Origin of the sequence: Bradyrhizobium nivariense (assembly GCF_029846695.2) — a bacterium.
GTDB lineage: Bacteria > Pseudomonadota > Alphaproteobacteria > Rhizobiales > Xanthobacteraceae > Bradyrhizobium.
This window is the reverse complement of sequence record NZ_JARWCR020000011.1, coordinates 98,506-117,556: the sequence shown is the minus strand read 5'-3', so window position 1 is coordinate 117,556 and position 19,051 is coordinate 98,506. Positions and strand designations below refer to the sequence as shown.

Below are 19,051 nucleotides of genomic sequence, written 5' to 3'. Positions count from 1 at the left end.
GAAGATCGAGATGGCATCCAGCATTCGCGTACGGGCCACCGCCAACGGCGACATCACCGAGGTGCAGGCGCTGATCCAGCACCCCATGGATACCGGCTTCGTCAAGGACGCCAAGGGCGAGCTGATCCCGGCGCACTTCATTCAGGAGCTGAAGTTCGAACATAACGGCAAGGACGTCTTCGTCGCCGATTGGGGCACCGCGGTCTCGAAGGATCCCTACGTCAAGTTCAGCTTCAAGGGCGCCAAGAAGGGTGACGATCTCAAGATCTCCTGGACCGACAACAAGGGCGGGTCGGACACGACCACCGCGAAGATCGCGTGATGAAGGCCCGCATCTCTCTCCTGCTTGGTTCGTTGAGCGCTGCGCTCGTCGCGTTCGCCCTCACCTCTCCGCACGTGGTCGCGGCCGACAAGGTCGATCCCGTTGCCGATGCCAGGGCGTTCCAGAATTTCTTCTTCCAGAAATTCCCGAACGTGAAGCACGAGGATTTCGTCAACGGTCCTTATTCCATGAACGAGGACATGAAGCGTCAGTGGCAGGAGAAAGAGGAATTCCCGCCTTACGAGTTCGCGCTCGACGCCGGCAAGGAGATGTTCGCCACCCCGTTCAAGAACGGCAAGAGCTATGCCGACTGCTTCCCGAACGGCGGCATCGGCGTCCGCCAGAACTATCCTTATTTCGACGAGAAGGAAGGCAAGGTCGTCACGCTGGAGCTGGCGCTCAACCGCTGCCGCGAGGCCAATGGCGAGGCGCCCTATTCCTACGTCAAGGACGAGATGGCCTCGCTCACCGCCTACATGGCCTTCACCTCGCGCGGCAAGCCGATGGACATTAAGATCCCCGACGATCCCCGCGCGCTCGCAGCGTTCGAGAACGGCAAGCGCTATTTCTACACGCGCCGCGGCCAGATGAATTTCTCCTGCGCGAGCTGTCATGTGCAGAGCCCGGGCGAGCGCATCCGCGCCGAGATCCTGGCGCCGGCGCTCGGCATTCTGAACGCGATGCCGATCTACAGGTCCGAATGGAGCGGCATGGGCACGACCAGCCGCCGCTTCGTCACCTGCAACAGCCAGACCCGCGCGGTTCCGCTGGAGCCGCAGGCGGATGAATATCGCGACGTCGAATATTTCCTGTCCTACGTCGCCAACGGCCTGCCGATATCAGGACCGGGAGCGCGGCCATGAAGCTGTCACTTCCTCTCGCCATGCTACTTGCCCTAAGCCTCGCGCCGGCGGCGCGCGCGGCAAATGAGGCAGACTACAAGACGGCCTATTCCGCCGCCGAAGCCGCATCAAAGGAGGCTGCCAGCTTGCGCCACCAATGGACCGTGACCGTCTCGGCGCTGGCCGCCGCGAAGAAGGCGGCCGACGGCGGCGATTTCGACCGCGCCGTAGCCGCAGCCAAGGAGGCCGAGGCGCTGGCCAAGGCGTCGATCTTCCAGGCAATTTCCGAAAAAGAAGCCTGGAAGGCGATGGAAATCCGCTAGACTGTTCGCTCGTGCAACAGTCTTGCGACCATTAGAGGGCGCGGAGAATTTCTGGATGGCGATCCGCCGCCGCGATTTCCTTAGGAGTGCGGGCCTTGCTGCCGCATCGCTCAGCCTGCCGCGGCTTGCGCGCGGAACTGAAGCCGCGAGCATTTACGACATCGAACGGTTCGGCAATGCGCGTATCCTTCACCTCACCGACACGCATGCACAACTCAATCCGGTCTATTTTCGCGAGCCCAGCGTCAATATCGGCATCGGCGAGATGGCGGGACGGCCGCCGCATCTGGTCGGCCGCGCCTTCCTCGAACGTTTCGGCATCCGGCCCGACAGCGCGGATGCCTATGCCTTCAGCTGCTTCGAATTCGAGAAGTCCGCAGGCCGCTTCGGCAAGCTCGGAGGCTTCGCCTATCTGAAGACGCTGATCGACCGCTTGCGCGGCGATGCCGGCGAAAAACACTCCGTTCTGGTTGACGGCGGCGATCTCTGGCAAGGCACGGGGCTCGCCAACATCGTGCAGGGCCGCGACATGGTCGAGGCCGCAAACCTGCTCGGTATCGAGGCGATGACCGGGCATTGGGAATTCACCCATGGCGAGCAGGCGCTGCGCGACAATCTCGAGCGCTTCAGGGGCGAGTTTCTGGCGCAGAACGTTTTTCTTACCGAGGAAGCCGCATTCAACGACGCCCCCGTCTTCGACAAGGCGACGGGGCGCGTGTTCAAGCCCTCCGTGATCAAGGAGCTCGGCGGCCATCGCGTCGCGATCGTCGGCCAGGCCTTCCCTTACGTGCCGATCGCGCATCCCAAACGATTCACGCCGGACTGGACCTTCGGCATTCGCGAGGAAGAGCTCCAGAAGCATGTCGATGGCTTGCGCGGCACCGACAAGGTCGATGCAGTCATCCTGCTGTCGCACAACGGCATGGATGTCGATCTCAAGCTTGCAAGCCGCGTCACCGGCATCGACGTCATCCTCGGCGGCCATACCCATGATGCGATCCCGCAGCCGATCGCAGTGAAGAACGCGAGCGGCACGACGCTCGTCACCAATGCCGGCTCCAACGGAAAATTTCTGGCCGTGCTCGACCTCGCGCTCGACAAGGGCAAGGTCAGCGACGTCAGGTACCATCTGCTGCCGGTCTATTCCGAGCTGTTGAAACCCGATCCCGCGATGGCCGAACTGATCGGCCGGTTGCGGGCGCCCTTCGTCACCGACTGGTCGGAGAAGATCGCAACGCCCGATCGCCTGCTGTATCGCCGCGACAATTTCGCCGGCCCGGTCGACGAGCTGATCTGCACCGCGCTGCGCACCGAACTCGACGCCGAGGTCGCGTTGTCGCCGGGCTTCCGCTGGGGCGTCACCGCGCTGTCCGGCCAGGCGCTGACGATGGAGGATTTGCTCGCGGAAACCGCGATCAGCTATCCCGAGACCTATGTGCAGGAGATGACCGGCGCCCAGATCAAGGACGTGCTGGAAGACATCTGCGACAATCTCTTCAACGCCGATCCCTATTACCAGCAGGGCGGCGACATGGTGCGCGCCGGCGGGCTCAGCTACACTTGCACGCCGACGGCTGCGATCGGCAGCCGCATCTCCGAGCTGCAGCTCAATGGCGGCAAGGCGGTTTCCGCAAACCACCGCTACAAGGTCGCGGGCTGGGCCTCGGTCAACGGCCAGCAAGGCGCGCCGGTGTGGGATGTGGTGGCCAAATATCTGCGCTCGGGCCGGATGTTTCCGGAGCGGCTCGGCTCCGGCGTGACACTGAAAGGCGTCGAGGGCAATCCAGGCATCGCAGGACAGGGATAATGCGATCGCAAATCTTATCCGCAATGCTGCTGGCGCTGCTCGCCTTCGTTGCCACGCCGCTCGCTTATGCCCAGCAGGTGCCGCTCCAGGACAAGCCGTTCGCCGAGCACAAGATCGTGCTGCAGCTCTCCGACGGCGATGCCAGGAAGCAGGCGCTGGTGCTGAGCGTCGCCAACAATTTGCTGAAGGCCTACGACCCCGACAAGGTCGCGATCGAAATCGTGGCCTTTGGTCCCGGCATCGATCTCCTGTTCGCCGGCAGCGAGCGCCGCAAGCAGGTCGAAAGCCTGATCGCGCAAGGCGTACGCTTCGACATCTGCCTCAACACCGTCGACACGATCGAGCGGGAGACGGGCAAGCGGCCGGAGTTCATCCCCGCCGCTACGCCGGTGCAAGTGGGCGTCGGGCAGATCCTGTTTCTGGCGGAGAACGGGTACACGGTGGTGCGGCCGTAGAGGCTATGCCGCCGCCTCACCCACCGCTGTCATTCCCCGCGTAGGCGGGGAATCCAGTACGCCGCGGCTTCTCCGTACCCCTTCCCGCCTCTGGAATACTGGATCGCCCGCCTTCGCGGGCGATGACAGCACCGGTGAAGCGGCCAGTTATCCAACAATAAAAATCTTCTAAATCTTCATGTCGACACAGTGAATTGCTTCTCTTTTTTGCCGCTTGCGTAGTAGAATTTGAAATCAGTTCCACGCCGGGTCTTGCCATGATCTTCCGCCAGCTCTTCGACAGTGTTTCGGGCACCTACAGCTATCTCCTGGCGAGCCGCCCCGGCGGCGAGGCGCTGATCCTCGATCCAGTGCTGGAGAAGGTCGACCGCTACTGTCAGCTGCTGCGTGAGCTCGACCTCAAGCTGGTCAAGGCGGTGGACACGCATCTCCACGCCGACCACGTCACCGGCCTCGGCGAGCTGCGCGACCGCACCCATTGCATGACCGTGATGGGCGACCAGACCAAGGCCGACGTGGTCGCGATGCGGGTTGCCGACGGCGACAAGGTGACGATCGAGGGCCTGTCGCTCGACGTGATGTACACGCCTGGCCACACCGACGATTCCTATTCCTATCTGATGGGCGACCGCGTCTTCACCGGCGACACGCTGCTGATCCGCGGCACCGGCCGCACCGATTTCCAGAACGGCTCTTCACGCGCGCAGTACGATTCGATCTTCAACCGCCTGCTCAAGCTGCCCGACGAGACGATGGTGTTCCCGGCGCATGACTACAAGGGCGACACCGTCTCCACCATCGGCGAGGAAAAGCGCTACAATCCGCGGCTCCAGGTGCGCTCGGTCGACGACTATATCGAGCTGATGGCCAATCTGAAGCTGCCCAATCCGAAGATGATGGACGTCGCGGTGCCCGCCAACATGCATGTCGGCCTGCATCAGGAGGAGCTCGAGAAGGAGGGCCGCGCGCTCAGCGCCGTCGAGGCGATCCGCTCGCTCGGCCGTCCTGATATCCTGCTGGTCGATTTGCGCGAGACCAATGAGCGGATGAAGCACGGCACGCTCGAAGGCGCGCTGCATACGCCCTATCCGTCCGTTGAAGAGAGCCTCAAGCCGGGCGGCATGCTGCGCGAGGTCGCGGCCGCCACCGGCCGCCGCGTCGTGTTCTTCTGCGCATTCGGCGAACGCTCGGCGATGGCGGTGGCCGCCGCCAAGGCGACCGGGCTCACCAACACCGCGCATATCGCCGGCGGCATCGATGCCTGGAAGAAGGCCGGCGGGCCGGTGATGCACTGACGGCCTCGCCGCCGTTCTTGAGATAAATCAGGAACCGCCCATATATTCCGGCTAGGACGGATGCAGCATCACCATCCGGGAACAGCCATGGCCAAGATCGGCAAGCCGAACGAACCGCCCAAAATTGCGGACAACAAGCCAGCGGAAGACAAGGCGAAGCGGCCCCCGCCTCCGCGCGACATCGACGACGATGATCACGAAGACGGCGACATCGTGACGCCGAAGCGCGACCGCTACGGCCCGGATGACGAGCCGTTGTGAGTAGCGCTAGGCGGCGCGCGTTTTCATCGGGCTCGCGCCTCCTCTCCGCCGTCGTCCTGGCGAAAGCCAGGACGACAGCGGGAATCGCCTTGCCCGCGCTACTGCCATGCGCCTGCGTTCATGGACAAATAACCGCTGTGCCCGATAGTTTGCGCTCCCTTAGGGAGTGAAACGGAACTGCAATGGTCGATGTTCTCGCCGCACCGCAGCAAGGCAAGGCGGAGAGCGCGCTGCGCACGCTGACGGGAATTTCGATCGCGCATTGGGTCAGCCATTTCCATCTGCTGGTCCTGCCGATGCTGTTCCCGTTCCTCAAGAGCCAGCTCGGCGTCGGCTATGTCGAGCTTGGCTTCGCGCTCACCGTGTCCGCCGTGGTATCGGGGCTGACGCAGGCGCCGACCGGCTATCTCGTCGACCATTTTGGCGCGCGAAAGATTTTGCTGGGTGGCCTCACCCTCGGCGGGGTCGCGCTGATCCTGCTCGGCCTGCACCTCAGCTACGCTTCACTGATCGCCTGTGCCGTGCTGCTCGGGCTCGCCAACAGCGTCTACCATCCTGCCGATTACGCCATCCTCGCCGAGCACATGGACGAAGCGCGGATGGGCCGCGCCTTCTCGATCCATACCTTTGCCGGCTATTTCGGCGGCGCGGTGGCGCCGGCGATCGTCGCCGCGCTGGTCACCGTGTCTGGCGGTGCCGGCGCCCTGATCGCATCGGGTGCAATCGGCGTTGCGGTGGCACTGCTGCTGGTCGTCATGAACATCCCCGATGCCGGCGCGCACAAGGCGAAGCCGGGCAACGAGAACGCACCAAAACCGGGCGTGATCACGCCGGCGCTGATCACGCTGACGGCGCTGTTCATGCTGCTCAGCCTGTCAGTCGCCGGCATCAACAATTTCGGCGTGGTGGCGCTGATGAGCGGCTATGGCACATCCTACTCCGCCGCCAATATCGCACTCACCGCGTTTCTTGGCGCCAGCGCTGCCGGCGTGCTCGCGGGCGGCTTCCTTGCTGACCACACCGAGCGCCACGGCTACGTCGCCGCGGCGTGCTTTGCCGCGAACGCGGCGATCGTGCTGCTGATCGCTTTGGTCACGCTGCCGGGCTGGGCGCTGACCGCCACGATGGCGACCGCGGGATTTCTCTCCGGCGTGATCGCGCCCTCGCGCGACATGCTGGTGCGCAATGCAGCACCTCCCGGCGCGGCCGGCCGCGCCTTCGGCATCGTCTCCACCGGCTTCAATCTCGGCGGCATCGTCAGCCCGCTGCTGTTCGGCTGGATCATGGATCAAAGCGCGCCGCACTGGGTGTTCGGGGCGTCGGTAATCTTCATGGTCGCGACGGTGGTGTTGTCGCCGTTCACGGAGCGGAAGAAAGGCAATTCGTAGCCAACAATTCAACCGTCGTTCCGGCGACGGCTGTATTTGTGGCTAAAGCGCGATGAGATGAGGATGAATCATCATCGCGCTTTAGGTTGTTGTTTGAGCATGATCTTTTCGGAAAACCGCTTCGCACTTTTCCGGATCATGCTTTAGCGGACCGATCTACGTCGGCGACACCGCGCCCTTCAGCTCGCCGGTCCGCGGCGCGGCGGTGCCGGTCAGCCTGCCCTTCTCCGTGTTCGGCCAGAGCAGGAGCAGCCCGAGCAGGCCGGAGCCGACCATGATCGCGGCGTTGATGGTGAAGCCGGTCATGTAGCCGTCGAGCATGCTGCCGGCACGCTGGATCACGGTGCCCATCACGGCGGGCGCGATGATGCCCGAAAGCGTATAGAGCGCGCCGTAGATCGCGAGGATCGCGCCGCGCTGCGACGTCGGCGTGAACTCGCCGAGCATGGGCGGGCAGACCACGTAGATCGCTCCGCACAAGCCCGTTCCAATCACAAGCAAGGTGAGCTGAAGGCCCGCGCCCTGGACATGCGGCATCGCAGCCAGGATCAGGCCACCGATGACCAGCGGCACGGAGCCGAGCACGCCGCGGGCGACGCGCGTGGTCGAGCCGCGGGCCATCATCAGTTGGGAGATCCAGCCGGTCAGGATCACGATGGTGGCGCCGAACACCCAAGGCAGGGTCGAGATCCAGCCAGCCTGGCTCTGCGAGAAGCCGAGGCCCTTGATGATGAACGGGGTGAACCAGGTCAGCCCGAGCGATAGCGCCCAGTAAGCGCCGAAGGTTGCCGCGACGCAGCCGAGGAAGGTACGCGAGGTGAGAAGCTGAACGTAGGGAATCTTCGTCTCGGCCGCCGCCTGAGCATGTGTGTCCTCGAGCGGGCCTTCCTTGCCGAGCGCGAGCCAGGCACAGACCCAGATCAGGCCGACGACGCCGAGCGCGCCGAACGCATAGTGCCAGGAATGGTTGACGATGATCCAGTTCAGCGCCGGCACAGCGAGGATGACGCCGAAGGCCGAGCCCTGCGACAGGATCGCGGTCGGCAGCGTGCGCTTCTCGTCGGGGAACCATTTGTAGATCGCATGGGCAGCGACCGAGAAGGCCGGGCCTTCGCCGGCGCCGAGCACGATGCGGCAGATCAAGAGCGTGGTGAAGGAGACGGTGCCGACCATCGGAAACTGCGCCAGCGCCCAGACCACCGCGAGCGCGAGCAGCACCCAGCGCGTCGGCACCCTGTTGACGATGAAGCCGACCACGATCGCAGAGATCGAGAACAGGAAGAAGAACGAGGAGCCGAGCAGACCGAACTGCTCCGGCTCGAGCTTCAGCTCTGTCATGATCGGCACGCCGGCGAGACCGACGACGATCTTGTCGGCGAAGTTTACCAGCATGAACAGAAACAGCAGAAAAGTGACCGCCCAAGCGCCCTTTGGCGTTTCGGTCGTCTTGCCCGCCACCTTGGGCGTTCCCTGAGCGCTCATGATTCTCCCCCGTCGTCCTTTTTGGCACTTTTTTGATTTGGCCGTCTTGTGAGCTAACAACGGCTTCGAGACCAACGCAACCCGGCATTTCCGCAGCAAGTGTGCTACGCAGCAATTCCGTTAATTCCGTCCGGCGCCATGCATCGTGCTGAGCATCCGAAACCTCTCCAAGACGTTCTCTTCGGCCGGCGAACCGGTCCATGTGCTGCGCGGCGTCGATCTCGACCTCAAGGCCGGCGAACGCGTCGCGCTGACCGGCGAATCCGGCAGCGGCAAGAGCACGCTGCTGCACCTGATCGCAGGGCTCGATGCCGCCGATGACGGCACGATCCGGTTGGAGGACACCGAGATCACCAAATTGTCGGACGCGGGGCGCGCTGGGCTGCGGCGCGACCGGATCGGCCTGGTGTTTCAGCAGTTCAACCTGATCCCGAGCCTGTCGGTTGCGGATAATCTCGCCTTCCAGGCGCGGATCGCCGGGCGGGACGACGCAGCATGGTCCAAGGAGCTGATCGAGCGGCTCGGGCTCGACGGCCTGCTCAAGCGTTATCCAGAACAATTATCAGGCGGACAGCAGCAACGGGTCGCGATCGGGCGGGCGCTGGCGACAAAGCCCTCGCTGTTGCTGGCGGACGAGCCGACCGGCAATCTCGACGAGGCCACCGCCGAGGACGTGCTGGCCCTGACGCGCGACCTCGTCACGCGTACCGGCTGCGGCTTCCTGATGGTGACGCACAGCCTGCATCTGGCCGCGACACTCGATCGCCAGGTCCTCCTGCATGCAGGGCGGATCGCATGAGGCGCGCGCTGTGGGTCCTCGCCGTGCTGCTCAGCCATTGGCGGCGCCACAAGATGCAGTTCGCGACGCTCCTGATCGGGCTGATCTCGGCAACCGCGCTGTGGAGCGGCGTGCAGGCGATCAACCAGCAGGCCCGCAACGCCTATGACCGCGCCGCAGCAACCTTCGGCGGCGCGCGCACGCCGATGCTGGTCGCACCTGATGCCGCGACCTTTTCGCAGGAGCTGTTCGTCAAGCTCCGCCGCGCCGGCTGGCCGGTCTCGCCGATGCTGGAGGGACGGGTCCAGATCAACGGACGCTCGCTGCGATTGCTCGGGATCGAGCCGGTGACGCTGCCGGCCGACGTCGGCAACGCGCCGCGCCTCGGTGCTTCGGATCTGAGCAGCTTCGTCGCGCCGCCGGGCCAGACGCTGGTGGCGAAGGAGACGCTGAGCGATTTGCAGGAGCAGGAGGGTGCAGCGCCGCCGATCAGCAACGGCGCAATACTGCCGCCGCTGCACGTGCAGCCGCAGCTCGTGCCCGACGTGCTCGTGGTCGACATCGGCGTGGCGCAGCGTCTGCTGAACAAGCCGGACCAGATCTCGCGACTGCTGATCGGCAAACCGAAGGGCAAGCCCGCGCCATTGGCGGGCGTCGTCGGCGACCAGTTGCAGCGGGTCGAGCCGAATGCGGAGACCGAACTGGAGCACCTCACCGACAGCTTCCATCTCAACCTCACCGCGTTCGGCCTGCTGTCGTTCTTCGTCGGTCTTTTCATCGTCAATTCGGCCGTCGGCCTTGCCTTCGAGCAGCGGCTGCCGATGCTGCGCACCTTGCGGGCCTGCGGCGCGTCGGCGCGACTGGTCAACACCGTGCTGGTGGTCGAGCTCGTGGCACTGTCGCTGGTCGCAGGCCTGATCGGGCTTGCCTGCGGCTATTTCATTGCGGCCGCGCTCTTGCCCGACGTCGCGGCGTCGCTGCGTGGACTCTATGGCGCGCAAATTCCGGGGCAGCTCAGCTTGCGACCTGAATGGTGGCTCGCCGGGGTCGGCATCAGCATTGCCGGCGCGATGGTGGCCGCGGCGACCAGCCTGATCAAGGCGATCAGGATGCCGGTGCTGGCGACCGCACAGCCGCGCGCCTGGCAGCAGAGGCAGCGCCGCTGGCTGATCCTGCAAAGCAGTGCCGCCTGCGCCGTGTTCGCGGTCGCGCTGTTGCTGCTCCACTACGGGCAATCACTGATCGCGGGCTTTGGCGTGCTGGCAGCGCTGATGTTTGGCGCCGCGTTGATCCTGCCGGCCTTCCTCGAACTCATCCTGCTGGCCGGGCAGCGTTTCGCGCGACAGCCGCTCGCCCTGTGGTTCTGGGCGGACAGCCGGCAGCAGCTCTCGGGCTTGTCGCTGGCGCTGATGGCGCTGCTGCTCGCGCTCGCCGTCAATGTCGGGGTCTCCACCATGGTGGAAACCTTCAGCCGCACCTTCATCGGCTGGCTCAACGGGCGGCTCGCCGCCGATGTCTACATCAGCGCCTCCGACAATGCGAAAGGCGTCGCGATCCGCAACTGGCTGAAGGAGCGCAGCGATGTCCAGGCGATCCTGCCGGGCGGGCGTGCCGAAACGCAGGTGCAGGGCCAGCCGGTGGAACTGCTCGGCCTGCCCGATCACGCGCTCTATCGCGAGCGCTGGCCGCTGCTGGAAGCCGCGCCCCGTGCCTGGACCCAGCTCATACCCGGCAATGCCGCCTTCATCAGCGAGCAGCTGAGCCGCCGCCTCAACGTCCGCGTCGGCGATGTCATCGAGGTGCCGGCGCAGGGCGGGACCTGGGAGCTCGACATCGTCGGCATCTATGCCGATTACGGCAATCCCAAGGGACAGCTTGCGGTGAACGTCGCGGCGCTGATTCGGCAATTTCCGCAGACGCCGCAGACGCGCATCGGCCTCATCGTTGCGAAGCAAAATATCCCCGGCCTGATCGCGGCACTACAGCAGCAGTTTGCGCTCGACGACCGCAACGTCGCCGATCAGGCGACGGTGAAAGCGGAATCGATCCGCATCTTCAACCGCACCTTTGCGGTGACGTCGGCGCTGAACGCGTTCACGCTCGGCGTCGCCGGCATCGCGCTTTTGACCAGCCTTTTGACGCTGGCGAATTCCCGCCTGCCGCAGCTCGCACCGCTCTGGGCGATCGGCATCACGCGGCCGCGCCTTGCCGCGATCGAACTGACCAAGACGCTGTCGGTTGCGCTGTTCACGTCGCTGCTCGCCGTACCGCTCGGGCTGTTGGTGGCGTGGTGCTTGATCGCAATCGTGAACGTGAAAGCGTTCGGTTGGCGGCTGCCGTTCCATGTGTTTCCGCTGCAACTGGTCGAGCTGGTCGCGGTCGCGCTGATCGCCTCGTTGCTTGCCGCCCTGCTGCCGATGATACGACTGGCCCGGATGCAGCCGGCGAGCCTCGTCCAGGTGTTTGCCAATGAGCGCTGACAGGATCTCGCGGCGCACCTTCGCCGGCGCCATCGCCGCGCTCGTGGCTGCCCGCCGCGCGGGCGCGCAAGGCTATGCCGGGCTCGGCGAGACGGCCGATGGCTTTGCGAAGGTAACGCCCGGAAAGACGTTCGCCTTTCCGGGCGATCACGGGCCTCATCCGGAATTTCGCATCGAGTGGTGGTATCTCACGGCGAATCTCGTCGACGGCAGCGGCGCTCCTTGCGGCCTGCAATGGACGCTGTTCCGCCAGGCGACGCAGCCGGGGCCGCAAGGCGACGGCTGGGCCAACCAACAGGTGTGGATGGCCCACGCCGCGGTGACGCGCGCCGACACTCACCGCTTCAACGAGCTGTTTTCACGCGGCGGTGTGGGGCAGGCCGGCGTCACGGCAAAACCGTTCGCGGCCTGGATCGACGATTGGGAGATGAACGGATCCGAGCGCACCGGCGATCGAGCCCTGGCGCCGCTGACGCTGAAGGCCTCGGGTGCCGATTTCAGCTACGCGCTGACGTTAGAGGCGGATCGTCCAGTGGTGTTGCAGGGCGATGGCGGCTACAGCCGCAAGTCAGAGCGCGGGCAGGCCTCCTACTATTACAGCCAGCCGTTCTATCGCGCCCGCGGCACGCTCACCATCGACGACCGGCCGGTCGATGTCTCCGGCCGGGCCTGGATGGACCGCGAATGGAGCAGCCAGCCGCTCGACGCCGACCAGACCGGCTGGGACTGGCTGTCGCTGCATCTGGCGTCCGGCGACAAGCTGATGCTGTACCGGCTACGCCAGAAGGACGGCCAAAATCATCCGTTCGGCAACTGGATCTCCGCCGCGGGCGACACGCAAATGATTGCGGGCGACGACATCCAGATGAGCCCGAAAGCGACCGCCGAGGTCGCGGGACACAAGCTGCCGGTGGAATGGCAGATCGCGATCCCCCCGCGGTCGTTCTCGATCCTGTGCAAGCCGCTCAATCCGAAGGCGTGGATGGGGACCGGCTTTTCCTATTGGGAAGGGCCGATCAGCTTTGCCGGCACGCATGACGGCGTTGGCTATCTCGAGCTGACCGGCTATTGAACCGGGACCTCTTCGAAGGGACTAGCGATGTATCACCTCACCGCCCTCGTCACGCTGCTGGCGATCCTGTTCTATTTCTTCACTTGCATCAACGTGTCGCGCTCGCGCACCAGGACCGGCGTCAAGGTGCCCGCGATGTCGGGCCATCCGGATTTCGAGCGCGCCTTCCGCATCCAGATGAACACGCTGGAATGGATGCCGATCTTCCTGCCGTCGCTCTGGCTGTTCGCGGTTTACATCAGCGACGCCGGCGCAGCGGCGATCGGCGCGATCTGGATCGTCGGTCGCATCGTCTATTTCATCGGCTATTCGAAGGCCGCCGCAAAACGCGGCCCAGGCTTCATGATCCAGGGCATCGCCGCCATTGCACTGTGGGCGGGCGCGCTGGGAGCGTCGGTGCTGCGGCTGGTGTGAGGCCGAGCTGCGACGACACACTCAGTGTCGTCCTGGCTTCGCCAGGACGACATAAACACCCTTACTTCGTCAGCGGGCAGCCGCTGTCCTTGGCGGTGAAGAATGCCTTGTCGCCGGGAACGACCGCGAGCTGCTTGTAGTAATCCCAAGGCTTTTTCGATTCCGAGGGCTTCTTGACCTCGAACAGATACATGTCGTGGACCATGCGGCCGTTCTCGAGCACCTTGCCGCCTTGCGCAAAATCGTCGTCGACCGGCAGCTCCTTCAGCTTCTTGGCGACCGCATCCGGATCCTTGCTGCCGGCGGCCTTGACCGCCTTGAGATAGCTCAGCGTCGCCGAATAGGTGCCGGCCTGGATCATGTTCGGCATCCGCCCGGTGCGCTTGAGAAAGCGTTCGCCGAGATTGCGCGTGCGGTCGTTGACATCCCAGTAATAGCCCTCGGTCAGCACCAGGCCTTGCGCGGCCTGCAAGCCGAGCCCGTTCACTTCGGCCAGCGTCATCAGCAGGCCGGCGAGCTTCTGGCCACTGGCGACGATGCCGAACTCGGACGCCTGCTTGATCGAGTTGGTGGTGTCGAGGCCGGCATTGGCAAGACCAACGATCTTCGCCTTCGAGCTCTGCGCCTGGAGCAGGAAGGAGGAGAAGTCCGAGGAGTTGAGCGGCACGCGCACCGAGCCGAGCACCTTGCCGCCATTGGCGGTGACGATCTCGCTGGTGTCCTTCTCCAGCGCGTAGCCGAAGGCGTAGTCCGCGGTGAGGAAGAACCAGGTGTCGCCGCCGGCCTTGGTCAGCGAGCCGCCGGTGCCGACCCCGAGCGCGCGGGTGTCATAGGCCCAATGGAAACCGTAGGGCTGGCAGGCATCGCCGGTGAGGCGCGAGGTCGCAGCGCCGACGACGATGTCGATCTTCTTCTTTTCCTTGGAGAGTTCGTGGATCGCGAGCGCGACCGATGAGGTCGTCAGCTCCGTGATCATGTCGACGTTCTCGACATCATACCAGCGGCGCGCGATCGAGGTCGCGAGATCCGGCTTGTTCTGGTGGTCCGCGGTGACAAGCTCGATCTTCTGGCCCAGCACCTCGCCGCCGAAATCCTCGATCGCCATCTTGGCGGCTTCGACCGACCATTTGCCGCCGTAATCGGCGTAGACGCCGGACTGGTCGTTGAGGATGCCGATCTTGACGCCTTGCGCGGAGGCCGGCGCGGCCAGCAGCAAAGCCGACGTTGCGACAGCGGCCAAAAGTGCTGATTTCATAGGTTAGCTCCCAGCAGTTTTCTGTTTTGAAATCGCGCGGATACTAGTGAAGAACCCCGCGCCTGCCCATCCATTTCATGTTGGTCGTTAGTATGGGCGCGGCCTTCTTGATGATGAGCTGCCGTCGTCCTGGACAAGCGAGCGGAGCGAGCGTTGATCCAGGACCCATTACCCCAGGGAGCTGTTTGGCTAAGTCTCGGAGTTAGCAGCTCGCACAGCAACCTCTCCCTGGGGTAATGGGTCCTGGCTTTCGCCAGGACGACGTTGGGGGAGCATCAGCCCACCGCCTTCGGCTTTCCGTCGTTCTTCCCCTCGGCGAGGTTCCTCACCACCACGTAGAAGATCGGCGTGAACAACAGCCCGAACAGGGTGACGCCGATCATGCCGAAGAACACGGCGACCCCGACGGCTTGCCGCATTTCCGAGCCCGAGCCGGACGATATCACCAGTGGCAGCACGCCGAGGATGAAGGCGAAGGACGTCATCAGGATCGGCCGCAGGCGCAGGCGGCAGGCCTCGATCACGGCCTCCAGCCGCGGCTTGCCTTCGTTCTCGATGTCGCGGGCGAACTCGACGATCAGGATCGCGTTCTTCGCCGCCAATCCTACCAGCACGACAAAGCCGATCTGGGTGAGGATGTTGACGTCCTGCCCCATGATGCGCACGCCGATCGTGGCGGCCAACAGGCACATCGGAACGATCAGGATCACTGCGAACGGCAAGGTCCAGCTGCCATATTGCGCCGCGAGCACGAGATAGACGAACAGCACGCAGATCGGGAACACGTAGAGACCCGCATTGCCGCCTGTGACCTGTTGATAGGAAAGGTCCGTCCATTCGAAGGTGAAGCCGCTCGGCAAGGTGTCGTCGGCGAGCTTCTTGATGGCGTTGAGCGCGGTGGTCGAGCTGGTGCCCGGCGCCGGCTCGCCTTGCAGCTCGGACGCCGCATAGAGATTGTAGCGCGCGACGCGGTCGGGGCCGGAGACGTCCTTGAACTCGACCACGCTGCCGAGCATCACCATGTCACCCGACGCGTTGCGCGTGCGCAGCCGCGAAAGATCGCTCGGCTCCTTTCGGAACGGAAAGTCGGCCTGTGCGGTGACGTGATAGGTGCGGCCGAACAGGTTGAAGTCGTTGACATAGGTCGATCCGAAATAGGTCTGGATCGTGTCATTGATGTTGGCGATGGGGACACTGAGCTTCTGCGCCTTGGTGCGGTCGATGTCGACGAACAGCTGCGGCGTATTGGCCGAGAATGGCGAGAACACCGTGGGACCGAGCAGCGAGGGCGATTTGCGCGCCGCGGCGACAAGCTCGTCGGTGGCCGCGGCAAGCAGCTCCGGCCCGCGGCCCTGGCGGTCCTGGATGCGGATGGTGAAGCCGCCGCCGGTGCCGATGCCGGGCACGGCCGGCGGCGGAATGACGATGATGAACGCGCCCTGGATCACGGCGAGCCGCTTGCGCAGCTCGGCCGTGATGGCGTTCGCCGTCAGCCCCTTCTTCAGGCGCACCTCGGGTTCATCGAACACCGGGAACAGTGCGGCCGCGTTGCCGGCCTGCGTGCGCGTCGCGCCGGAGAAGCCCGCGAAAGCGGCAACGCGGACGATACCCGGCGTATCCAGCGATATCCGCTCGATCTCGCGGACGATCTCCGTGGTGCGCGCCAGTGACGCGGCGCCGGGCAATTGCACGGAGACGATGACATAGCCGCGGTCCTGCGCCGGAATAAAGCCTTGCGACGTGGTCCCGATCAGCCAGCCGGCGCTGCCGATCAGCGCGACATAGATCAGGATCATCACCACCGAGTGCCGGATCACGAAATTGGCGAGGCCGGCATAGCCGTGTGCGAGACGGTCGAACACGCGGTTGAACACGCCGGTGAAGGCGTTCCAGCCGCGCGCGATGAGATTCCAGGCGGCGGGCGGCCGTTTCTCCTCATGCGGCGTAAGGATCTGCGAGGCCAGCGCCGGCGACAGAGTCAGCGAGCAGAAGCAGGAGATCGCGGTCGCCACCGCAATGGTGACGGCGAATTGCTGGAAGAACTGCCCGGAAATGCCGCCGAGAAATGCGGTCGGGACGAACACCGCGCACAGCACCAGCGCGATCGAGACCAGCGCGCCGCCGACCTCCTCCATGGTCTTGAGTGCGGCATCGCGCCGGCTCATGCCGTGCTCGAGATGGCGCTCGACATTCTCGACCACCACGATGGCGTCGTCGACCACGATGCCGACGGCGAGCACGAGGCCGAACAGCGTAAGATTGTTGATAGAGAAACCGAGTGCCGCCATCACCGCGAAGGTGCCGACCAGCGAAACCGGGATCGCGATGATCGGAATGATCGCCGGTCGCCAGCCCTGCAGGAACACCAGCACCACGATGACCACGAGCAGCATGGCCTCGTAGATCGTCTTGATCAGCTCATGGACGGACTGCGCGATGAATTCGGTCGGGTTGTAGCCGATATTGTAATCGAGGCCCTTCGGGAAGCTCGCCTTGAGCTTCGTCATCGTGTCGGAGATGTTTTTTGCCGTCGCGAGCGCGTTCGATCCCGGCCGCTGCGTCACCAGCATGGCGACTGCCGATTTGCGCAACAGGAAGCTGTTGGTCGAGTACGCCAGCGCACCGAGCTCGATACGGGCGACGTCGCGCAGGCGCACCGTGCGGCCGTCGGAACCGGCCTTGATCAGGATGTCCTCGAACTGCTTCTGGTCTTTCAAACGCCCGGTGAAGGTGAGGTTCGGCTGGAAGGCGCGATCTGCAATCGGCGGCTCGGCGATCTGGCCGCCGGCGATCTGCACGTTCTGCGCACGGATCGCGGCGAGCACTTCGGTCGAGGTCAAGCCGAGATTGGCGATCCGGTCAGGGTCGAGCCACAACCGCATCGAATAATCGCGTGCGCCGAAAATCTGGATGTCGCCGACGCCGTCGATCCGCAGCAGCTGGTCGCGGACCTGGAGCAGCGCGTAATTGGAGATGTAGAGCTGGTCGAACGTGTCGTCGGGCGACAGCATGAACACGACCATCAGGATGTCGGGCGAGTTCTTGCGGGTGACGACGCCGTTGCGCTGCACTTCGTCCGGCAGTTGCGGCTGCGCGATCGCGACGCGATTCTGGACCAGCACCTGTGCCTTGTCGAGGTCGGTGCCGAGCTTGAAGGTGACGGTGATCGTCAATTGCCCGTTCGAGGTCGCCTGGCTGTAGAGATACAGCATGTCCTCGACGCCGTTGATCTGTTGCTCGATCGGAGCGGCGACGGTGTCGGATACGGTCTGCGCGGAGGCGCCCGGATATTGCGTGGTGACGACGACGGTCGGCGGCACCACTTGCGGATATTCGGAGACCGGCAGCGTGGTATAGGCCAGCGCGCCGACGATCAGCAGCACGATCGACAGCACCATCGCCAGAATGGGCTGGTTGATGGAGAGACGGCCAAGATTCATGATTTGTCACCGGGCTTGCCACCGGCTGGCGCTTGCGCGGCAGACGGAGCGACCTTGGCGCCGACACGGGCGCGCTGGATGCCGTTGACGATGACGCGGTCCTCCGCCTTCAGCCCCTCGCGGATCACGCGCAAGCCCTCATCGAGCGGTCCGAGCACCACCGGACGCGCCTCGACGGTGTCGTCCGGCTTGACCACGAACACGATCTTGCGGGACTGGTCGGTGGCGACCGCGACGTCCGGAATCAGCAGCGCCTCATAGGGCGCACTGCCGATCAGCCGGACGCGGCCGAACTGGCCGGGCAGGATCGAGAGATCGGTGTTCTTGATCACGGCGCGGCTGCGCAGCGTACCGGTCGAGACATCGAGACGGTTGTCGAGGAAGTTGATCGAGCCGTCATGCGACGGCTTGGTCTCGCCGGCGAGCGTCACCTGGACCGGGTTCGCGGTCTCGCGCGAACTCGGGCGCCGGCCTTCGAACCACAGCTTGCTGTATTTGATGAAGGTCGCCTCATCCATGTCGAAATAGACGTAGATCGGATCGAGCGTCACGATCGAGGTCAACAGCGTCGACGTACCGGTGTCGCTGCCCTGCACAAGGTTGCCGGGGCTGACGAGATGGCGGCTGACGCGGCCCGTCAGCGGCGCCGTCACATGCGTGAACTCGATATTGAGCCTGGCGGCCTTCAGCGCGCCTTCGGCCTGCACTTCCGCAGCGTGCGCGGCCTGCAAGGCCTGGCGGCGCTGGTCGACGACCTGCTCGGACACTGCGCTGGTCTGGACCAGGTTCAGTCCACGGTCGAGCTCGCGCTTGGCGAGTTCCACCTTGGCGCGTGCGTCCGAGAGCTGGCCGTCCGCCTGCTCGGCCACCGCCTCGAACGGACGCGGGTCGATGACGTAGAGCAGATCGCCCTGATGCACGATGGCGCCGTCCTGGAACTCGACCGAGTTGACGAAGCCGCCGACGCGGGGGCGCACCTGCACCTCCTCCGTCGCCTCGAAGCGACCGGTGAATTCGTCCCAATCGGTGACAGTGCGCTTGACCGGCTGGGCGACGGTCACCGGCGCAGGCGGCGGTGCCGCGCCTTGCGAGGCCGGCTGGCCGCAGCCGGCGAGAGCGAATGCCGCGGTGAGAAGCCCGGCGATCGCGCGAGGTCGAGGCGAAACGAAATCGTGCTTTTTGACAAACTGCTCGCTTCCGTCCGGTCCACTCATCCCAGGTCCTCGCATAAAAACCGCAGAAACAGCAGGGTACGCCTCTACCCGCGGGCGCCACAAGATGGGTTTCAATGATGAACTCTTCAAGACCAATGAACGCGCAATGCTCGGAAGAATGCCCTGGCCGGATGGCGGGTTGACAGGGCTTGTTCGGCTCTCCCGCCTGCGGGAAAGAAGAGCGGCCAGCGTCTTCGCACATGACGGGCGGAGCCGGCTCGGC

General features: G+C 64.6%; 16 protein-coding genes. 12 read left to right on the top strand and 4 right to left on the bottom strand.

Annotation, left to right across the window (positions count from 1 at the left end; translation table 11 throughout):
* Positions 1–10: 10 nt before the first annotated feature.
* The 8 genes from soxZ to QCM77_RS11970 all read left to right on the top strand — a co-directional run bounded on the left by soxZ (position 11) and on the right by QCM77_RS11970 (position 6,693).
* Positions 11–322 (top strand): thiosulfate oxidation carrier complex protein SoxZ, encoded by a 312-nt coding sequence (soxZ, locus tag QCM77_RS12005; RefSeq protein WP_279683775.1) that lies wholly within the window; start codon positions 11–13, stop codon positions 320–322.
* Positions 322–1,185 carry a sulfur oxidation c-type cytochrome SoxA gene (soxA, locus tag QCM77_RS12000; RefSeq protein ID WP_279665156.1) on the top strand — a complete coding sequence of 288 codons (864 nt, stop codon included), beginning with the start codon at positions 322–324 and terminating at the stop codon, positions 1,183–1,185. The genes soxZ and soxA overlap by 1 nt, the downstream gene beginning before the upstream one ends.
* Positions 1,182–1,487 (top strand): hypothetical protein, encoded by a 306-nt coding sequence (locus tag QCM77_RS11995; RefSeq protein WP_279683773.1) that lies wholly within the window; start codon positions 1,182–1,184, stop codon positions 1,485–1,487. The genes soxA and QCM77_RS11995 overlap by 4 nt, the downstream gene beginning before the upstream one ends.
* A 55-nt stretch (positions 1,488–1,542) precedes the next feature.
* On the top strand, positions 1,543–3,294 hold the full coding sequence (gene soxB / locus QCM77_RS11990; protein ID WP_279683771.1) for a thiosulfohydrolase SoxB: 1,752 nt from the start codon (positions 1,543–1,545) through the stop codon (positions 3,292–3,294).
* On the top strand, positions 3,291–3,749 hold the full coding sequence (locus QCM77_RS11985; RefSeq protein ID WP_279665342.1) for a DsrE family protein: 459 nt from the start codon (positions 3,291–3,293) through the stop codon (positions 3,747–3,749). Before soxB ends, QCM77_RS11985 begins: the two co-directional genes overlap by 4 nt.
* A gap of 257 nt (positions 3,750–4,006) precedes the next feature.
* Positions 4,007–5,044, top strand: a complete 1,038-nt coding sequence (locus tag QCM77_RS11980) for an MBL fold metallo-hydrolase (protein ID WP_279665163.1) — start codon at positions 4,007–4,009, stop codon at positions 5,042–5,044.
* A gap of 87 nt (positions 5,045–5,131) precedes the next feature.
* Entirely contained in the window at positions 5,132–5,305 is a 174-nt protein-coding gene (locus tag QCM77_RS11975) for a hypothetical protein (protein WP_279683769.1), read from the top strand.
* A gap of 182 nt (positions 5,306–5,487) precedes the next feature.
* Entirely contained in the window at positions 5,488–6,693 is a 1,206-nt protein-coding gene (locus tag QCM77_RS11970; protein WP_279683767.1) for an MFS transporter, read from the top strand.
* Between the two features lie 156 nt (positions 6,694–6,849).
* Here the strand turns inward: QCM77_RS11970 and QCM77_RS11965 are convergent, their stop codons facing one another.
* On the bottom strand, positions 6,850–8,175 hold the full coding sequence (locus tag QCM77_RS11965) for an MFS transporter (protein WP_279665167.1): 1,326 nt from the start codon (positions 8,173–8,175) through the stop codon (positions 6,850–6,852).
* Between the two features lie 145 nt (positions 8,176–8,320).
* Here QCM77_RS11965 and QCM77_RS11960 point away from each other — a divergent pair, with 145 nt between their 5' ends.
* From QCM77_RS11960 to QCM77_RS11945, 4 genes are read left to right on the top strand one after another with little or no spacing between them, the layout of a single operon-like run.
* Entirely contained in the window at positions 8,321–8,974 is a 654-nt protein-coding gene (locus tag QCM77_RS11960; protein WP_279683765.1) for an ABC transporter ATP-binding protein, read from the top strand.
* Positions 8,971–11,433: an FtsX-like permease family protein gene (locus QCM77_RS11955; protein ID WP_279683764.1), complete on the top strand. Its 2,463-nt coding sequence runs from the start codon at positions 8,971–8,973 to the stop codon at positions 11,431–11,433. The genes QCM77_RS11960 and QCM77_RS11955 overlap by 4 nt, the downstream gene beginning before the upstream one ends.
* On the top strand, positions 11,423–12,505 hold the full coding sequence (locus tag QCM77_RS11950) for a lipocalin-like domain-containing protein (RefSeq protein ID WP_279683762.1): 1,083 nt from the start codon (positions 11,423–11,425) through the stop codon (positions 12,503–12,505). The genes QCM77_RS11955 and QCM77_RS11950 overlap by 11 nt, the downstream gene beginning before the upstream one ends.
* Positions 12,506–12,532: 27 nt before the next feature.
* A complete protein-coding gene (locus tag QCM77_RS11945) occupies positions 12,533–12,919 on the top strand; it encodes an MAPEG family protein (protein WP_279665173.1) in 387 nt (128 codons plus the stop codon).
* Positions 12,920–12,980: 61 nt separating this feature from the next.
* Here the strand turns inward: QCM77_RS11945 and QCM77_RS11940 are convergent, their stop codons facing one another.
* From QCM77_RS11940 to QCM77_RS11930, 3 genes are all read right to left on the bottom strand, one after another.
* Positions 12,981–14,174, bottom strand: a complete 1,194-nt coding sequence (locus tag QCM77_RS11940) for an ABC transporter substrate-binding protein (RefSeq protein WP_279683761.1) — start codon at positions 14,172–14,174, stop codon at positions 12,981–12,983.
* A gap of 275 nt (positions 14,175–14,449) precedes the next feature.
* Positions 14,450–17,614 carry an efflux RND transporter permease subunit gene (locus tag QCM77_RS11935; RefSeq protein WP_279683760.1) on the bottom strand — a complete coding sequence of 1,055 codons (3,165 nt, stop codon included), beginning with the start codon at positions 17,612–17,614 and terminating at the stop codon, positions 14,450–14,452.
* Entirely contained in the window at positions 17,611–18,828 is a 1,218-nt protein-coding gene (locus tag QCM77_RS11930) for an efflux RND transporter periplasmic adaptor subunit (RefSeq protein WP_279665178.1), read from the bottom strand. Before QCM77_RS11930 ends, QCM77_RS11935 begins: the two co-directional genes overlap by 4 nt.
* Between the last annotated feature and the right edge of the window lie 223 nt (positions 18,829–19,051).

Coding starts and splice junctions, on each gene's coding strand:
- QCM77_RS11930 (WP_279665178.1), bottom strand. CDS start 18,828: ATGAGTGGACCGGACGGAAGCGAGCAGTTTGTCAAAAAGCACGATTTC.
- QCM77_RS11995 (WP_279683773.1), top strand. CDS start 1,182: ATGAAGCTGTCACTTCCTCTCGCCATGCTACTTGCCCTAAGCCTCGCG.
- QCM77_RS11965 (WP_279665167.1), bottom strand. CDS start 8,175: ATGAGCGCTCAGGGAACGCCCAAGGTGGCGGGCAAGACGACCGAAACG.
- QCM77_RS11940 (WP_279683761.1), bottom strand. CDS start 14,174: ATGAAATCAGCACTTTTGGCCGCTGTCGCAACGTCGGCTTTGCTGCTG.
- QCM77_RS11970 (WP_279683767.1), top strand. CDS start 5,488: ATGGTCGATGTTCTCGCCGCACCGCAGCAAGGCAAGGCGGAGAGCGCG.
- QCM77_RS11975 (WP_279683769.1), top strand. CDS start 5,132: ATGGCCAAGATCGGCAAGCCGAACGAACCGCCCAAAATTGCGGACAAC.
- QCM77_RS11955 (WP_279683764.1), top strand. CDS start 8,971: ATGAGGCGCGCGCTGTGGGTCCTCGCCGTGCTGCTCAGCCATTGGCGG.
- QCM77_RS11950 (WP_279683762.1), top strand. CDS start 11,423: ATGAGCGCTGACAGGATCTCGCGGCGCACCTTCGCCGGCGCCATCGCC.
- soxB (WP_279683771.1), top strand. CDS start 1,543: ATGGCGATCCGCCGCCGCGATTTCCTTAGGAGTGCGGGCCTTGCTGCC.
- QCM77_RS11980 (WP_279665163.1), top strand. CDS start 4,007: ATGATCTTCCGCCAGCTCTTCGACAGTGTTTCGGGCACCTACAGCTAT.
- QCM77_RS11935 (WP_279683760.1), bottom strand. CDS start 17,614: ATGAATCTTGGCCGTCTCTCCATCAACCAGCCCATTCTGGCGATGGTG.
- soxA (WP_279665156.1), top strand. CDS start 322: ATGAAGGCCCGCATCTCTCTCCTGCTTGGTTCGTTGAGCGCTGCGCTC.
- soxZ (WP_279683775.1), top strand. CDS start 11: ATGGCATCCAGCATTCGCGTACGGGCCACCGCCAACGGCGACATCACC.
- QCM77_RS11945 (WP_279665173.1), top strand. CDS start 12,533: ATGTATCACCTCACCGCCCTCGTCACGCTGCTGGCGATCCTGTTCTAT.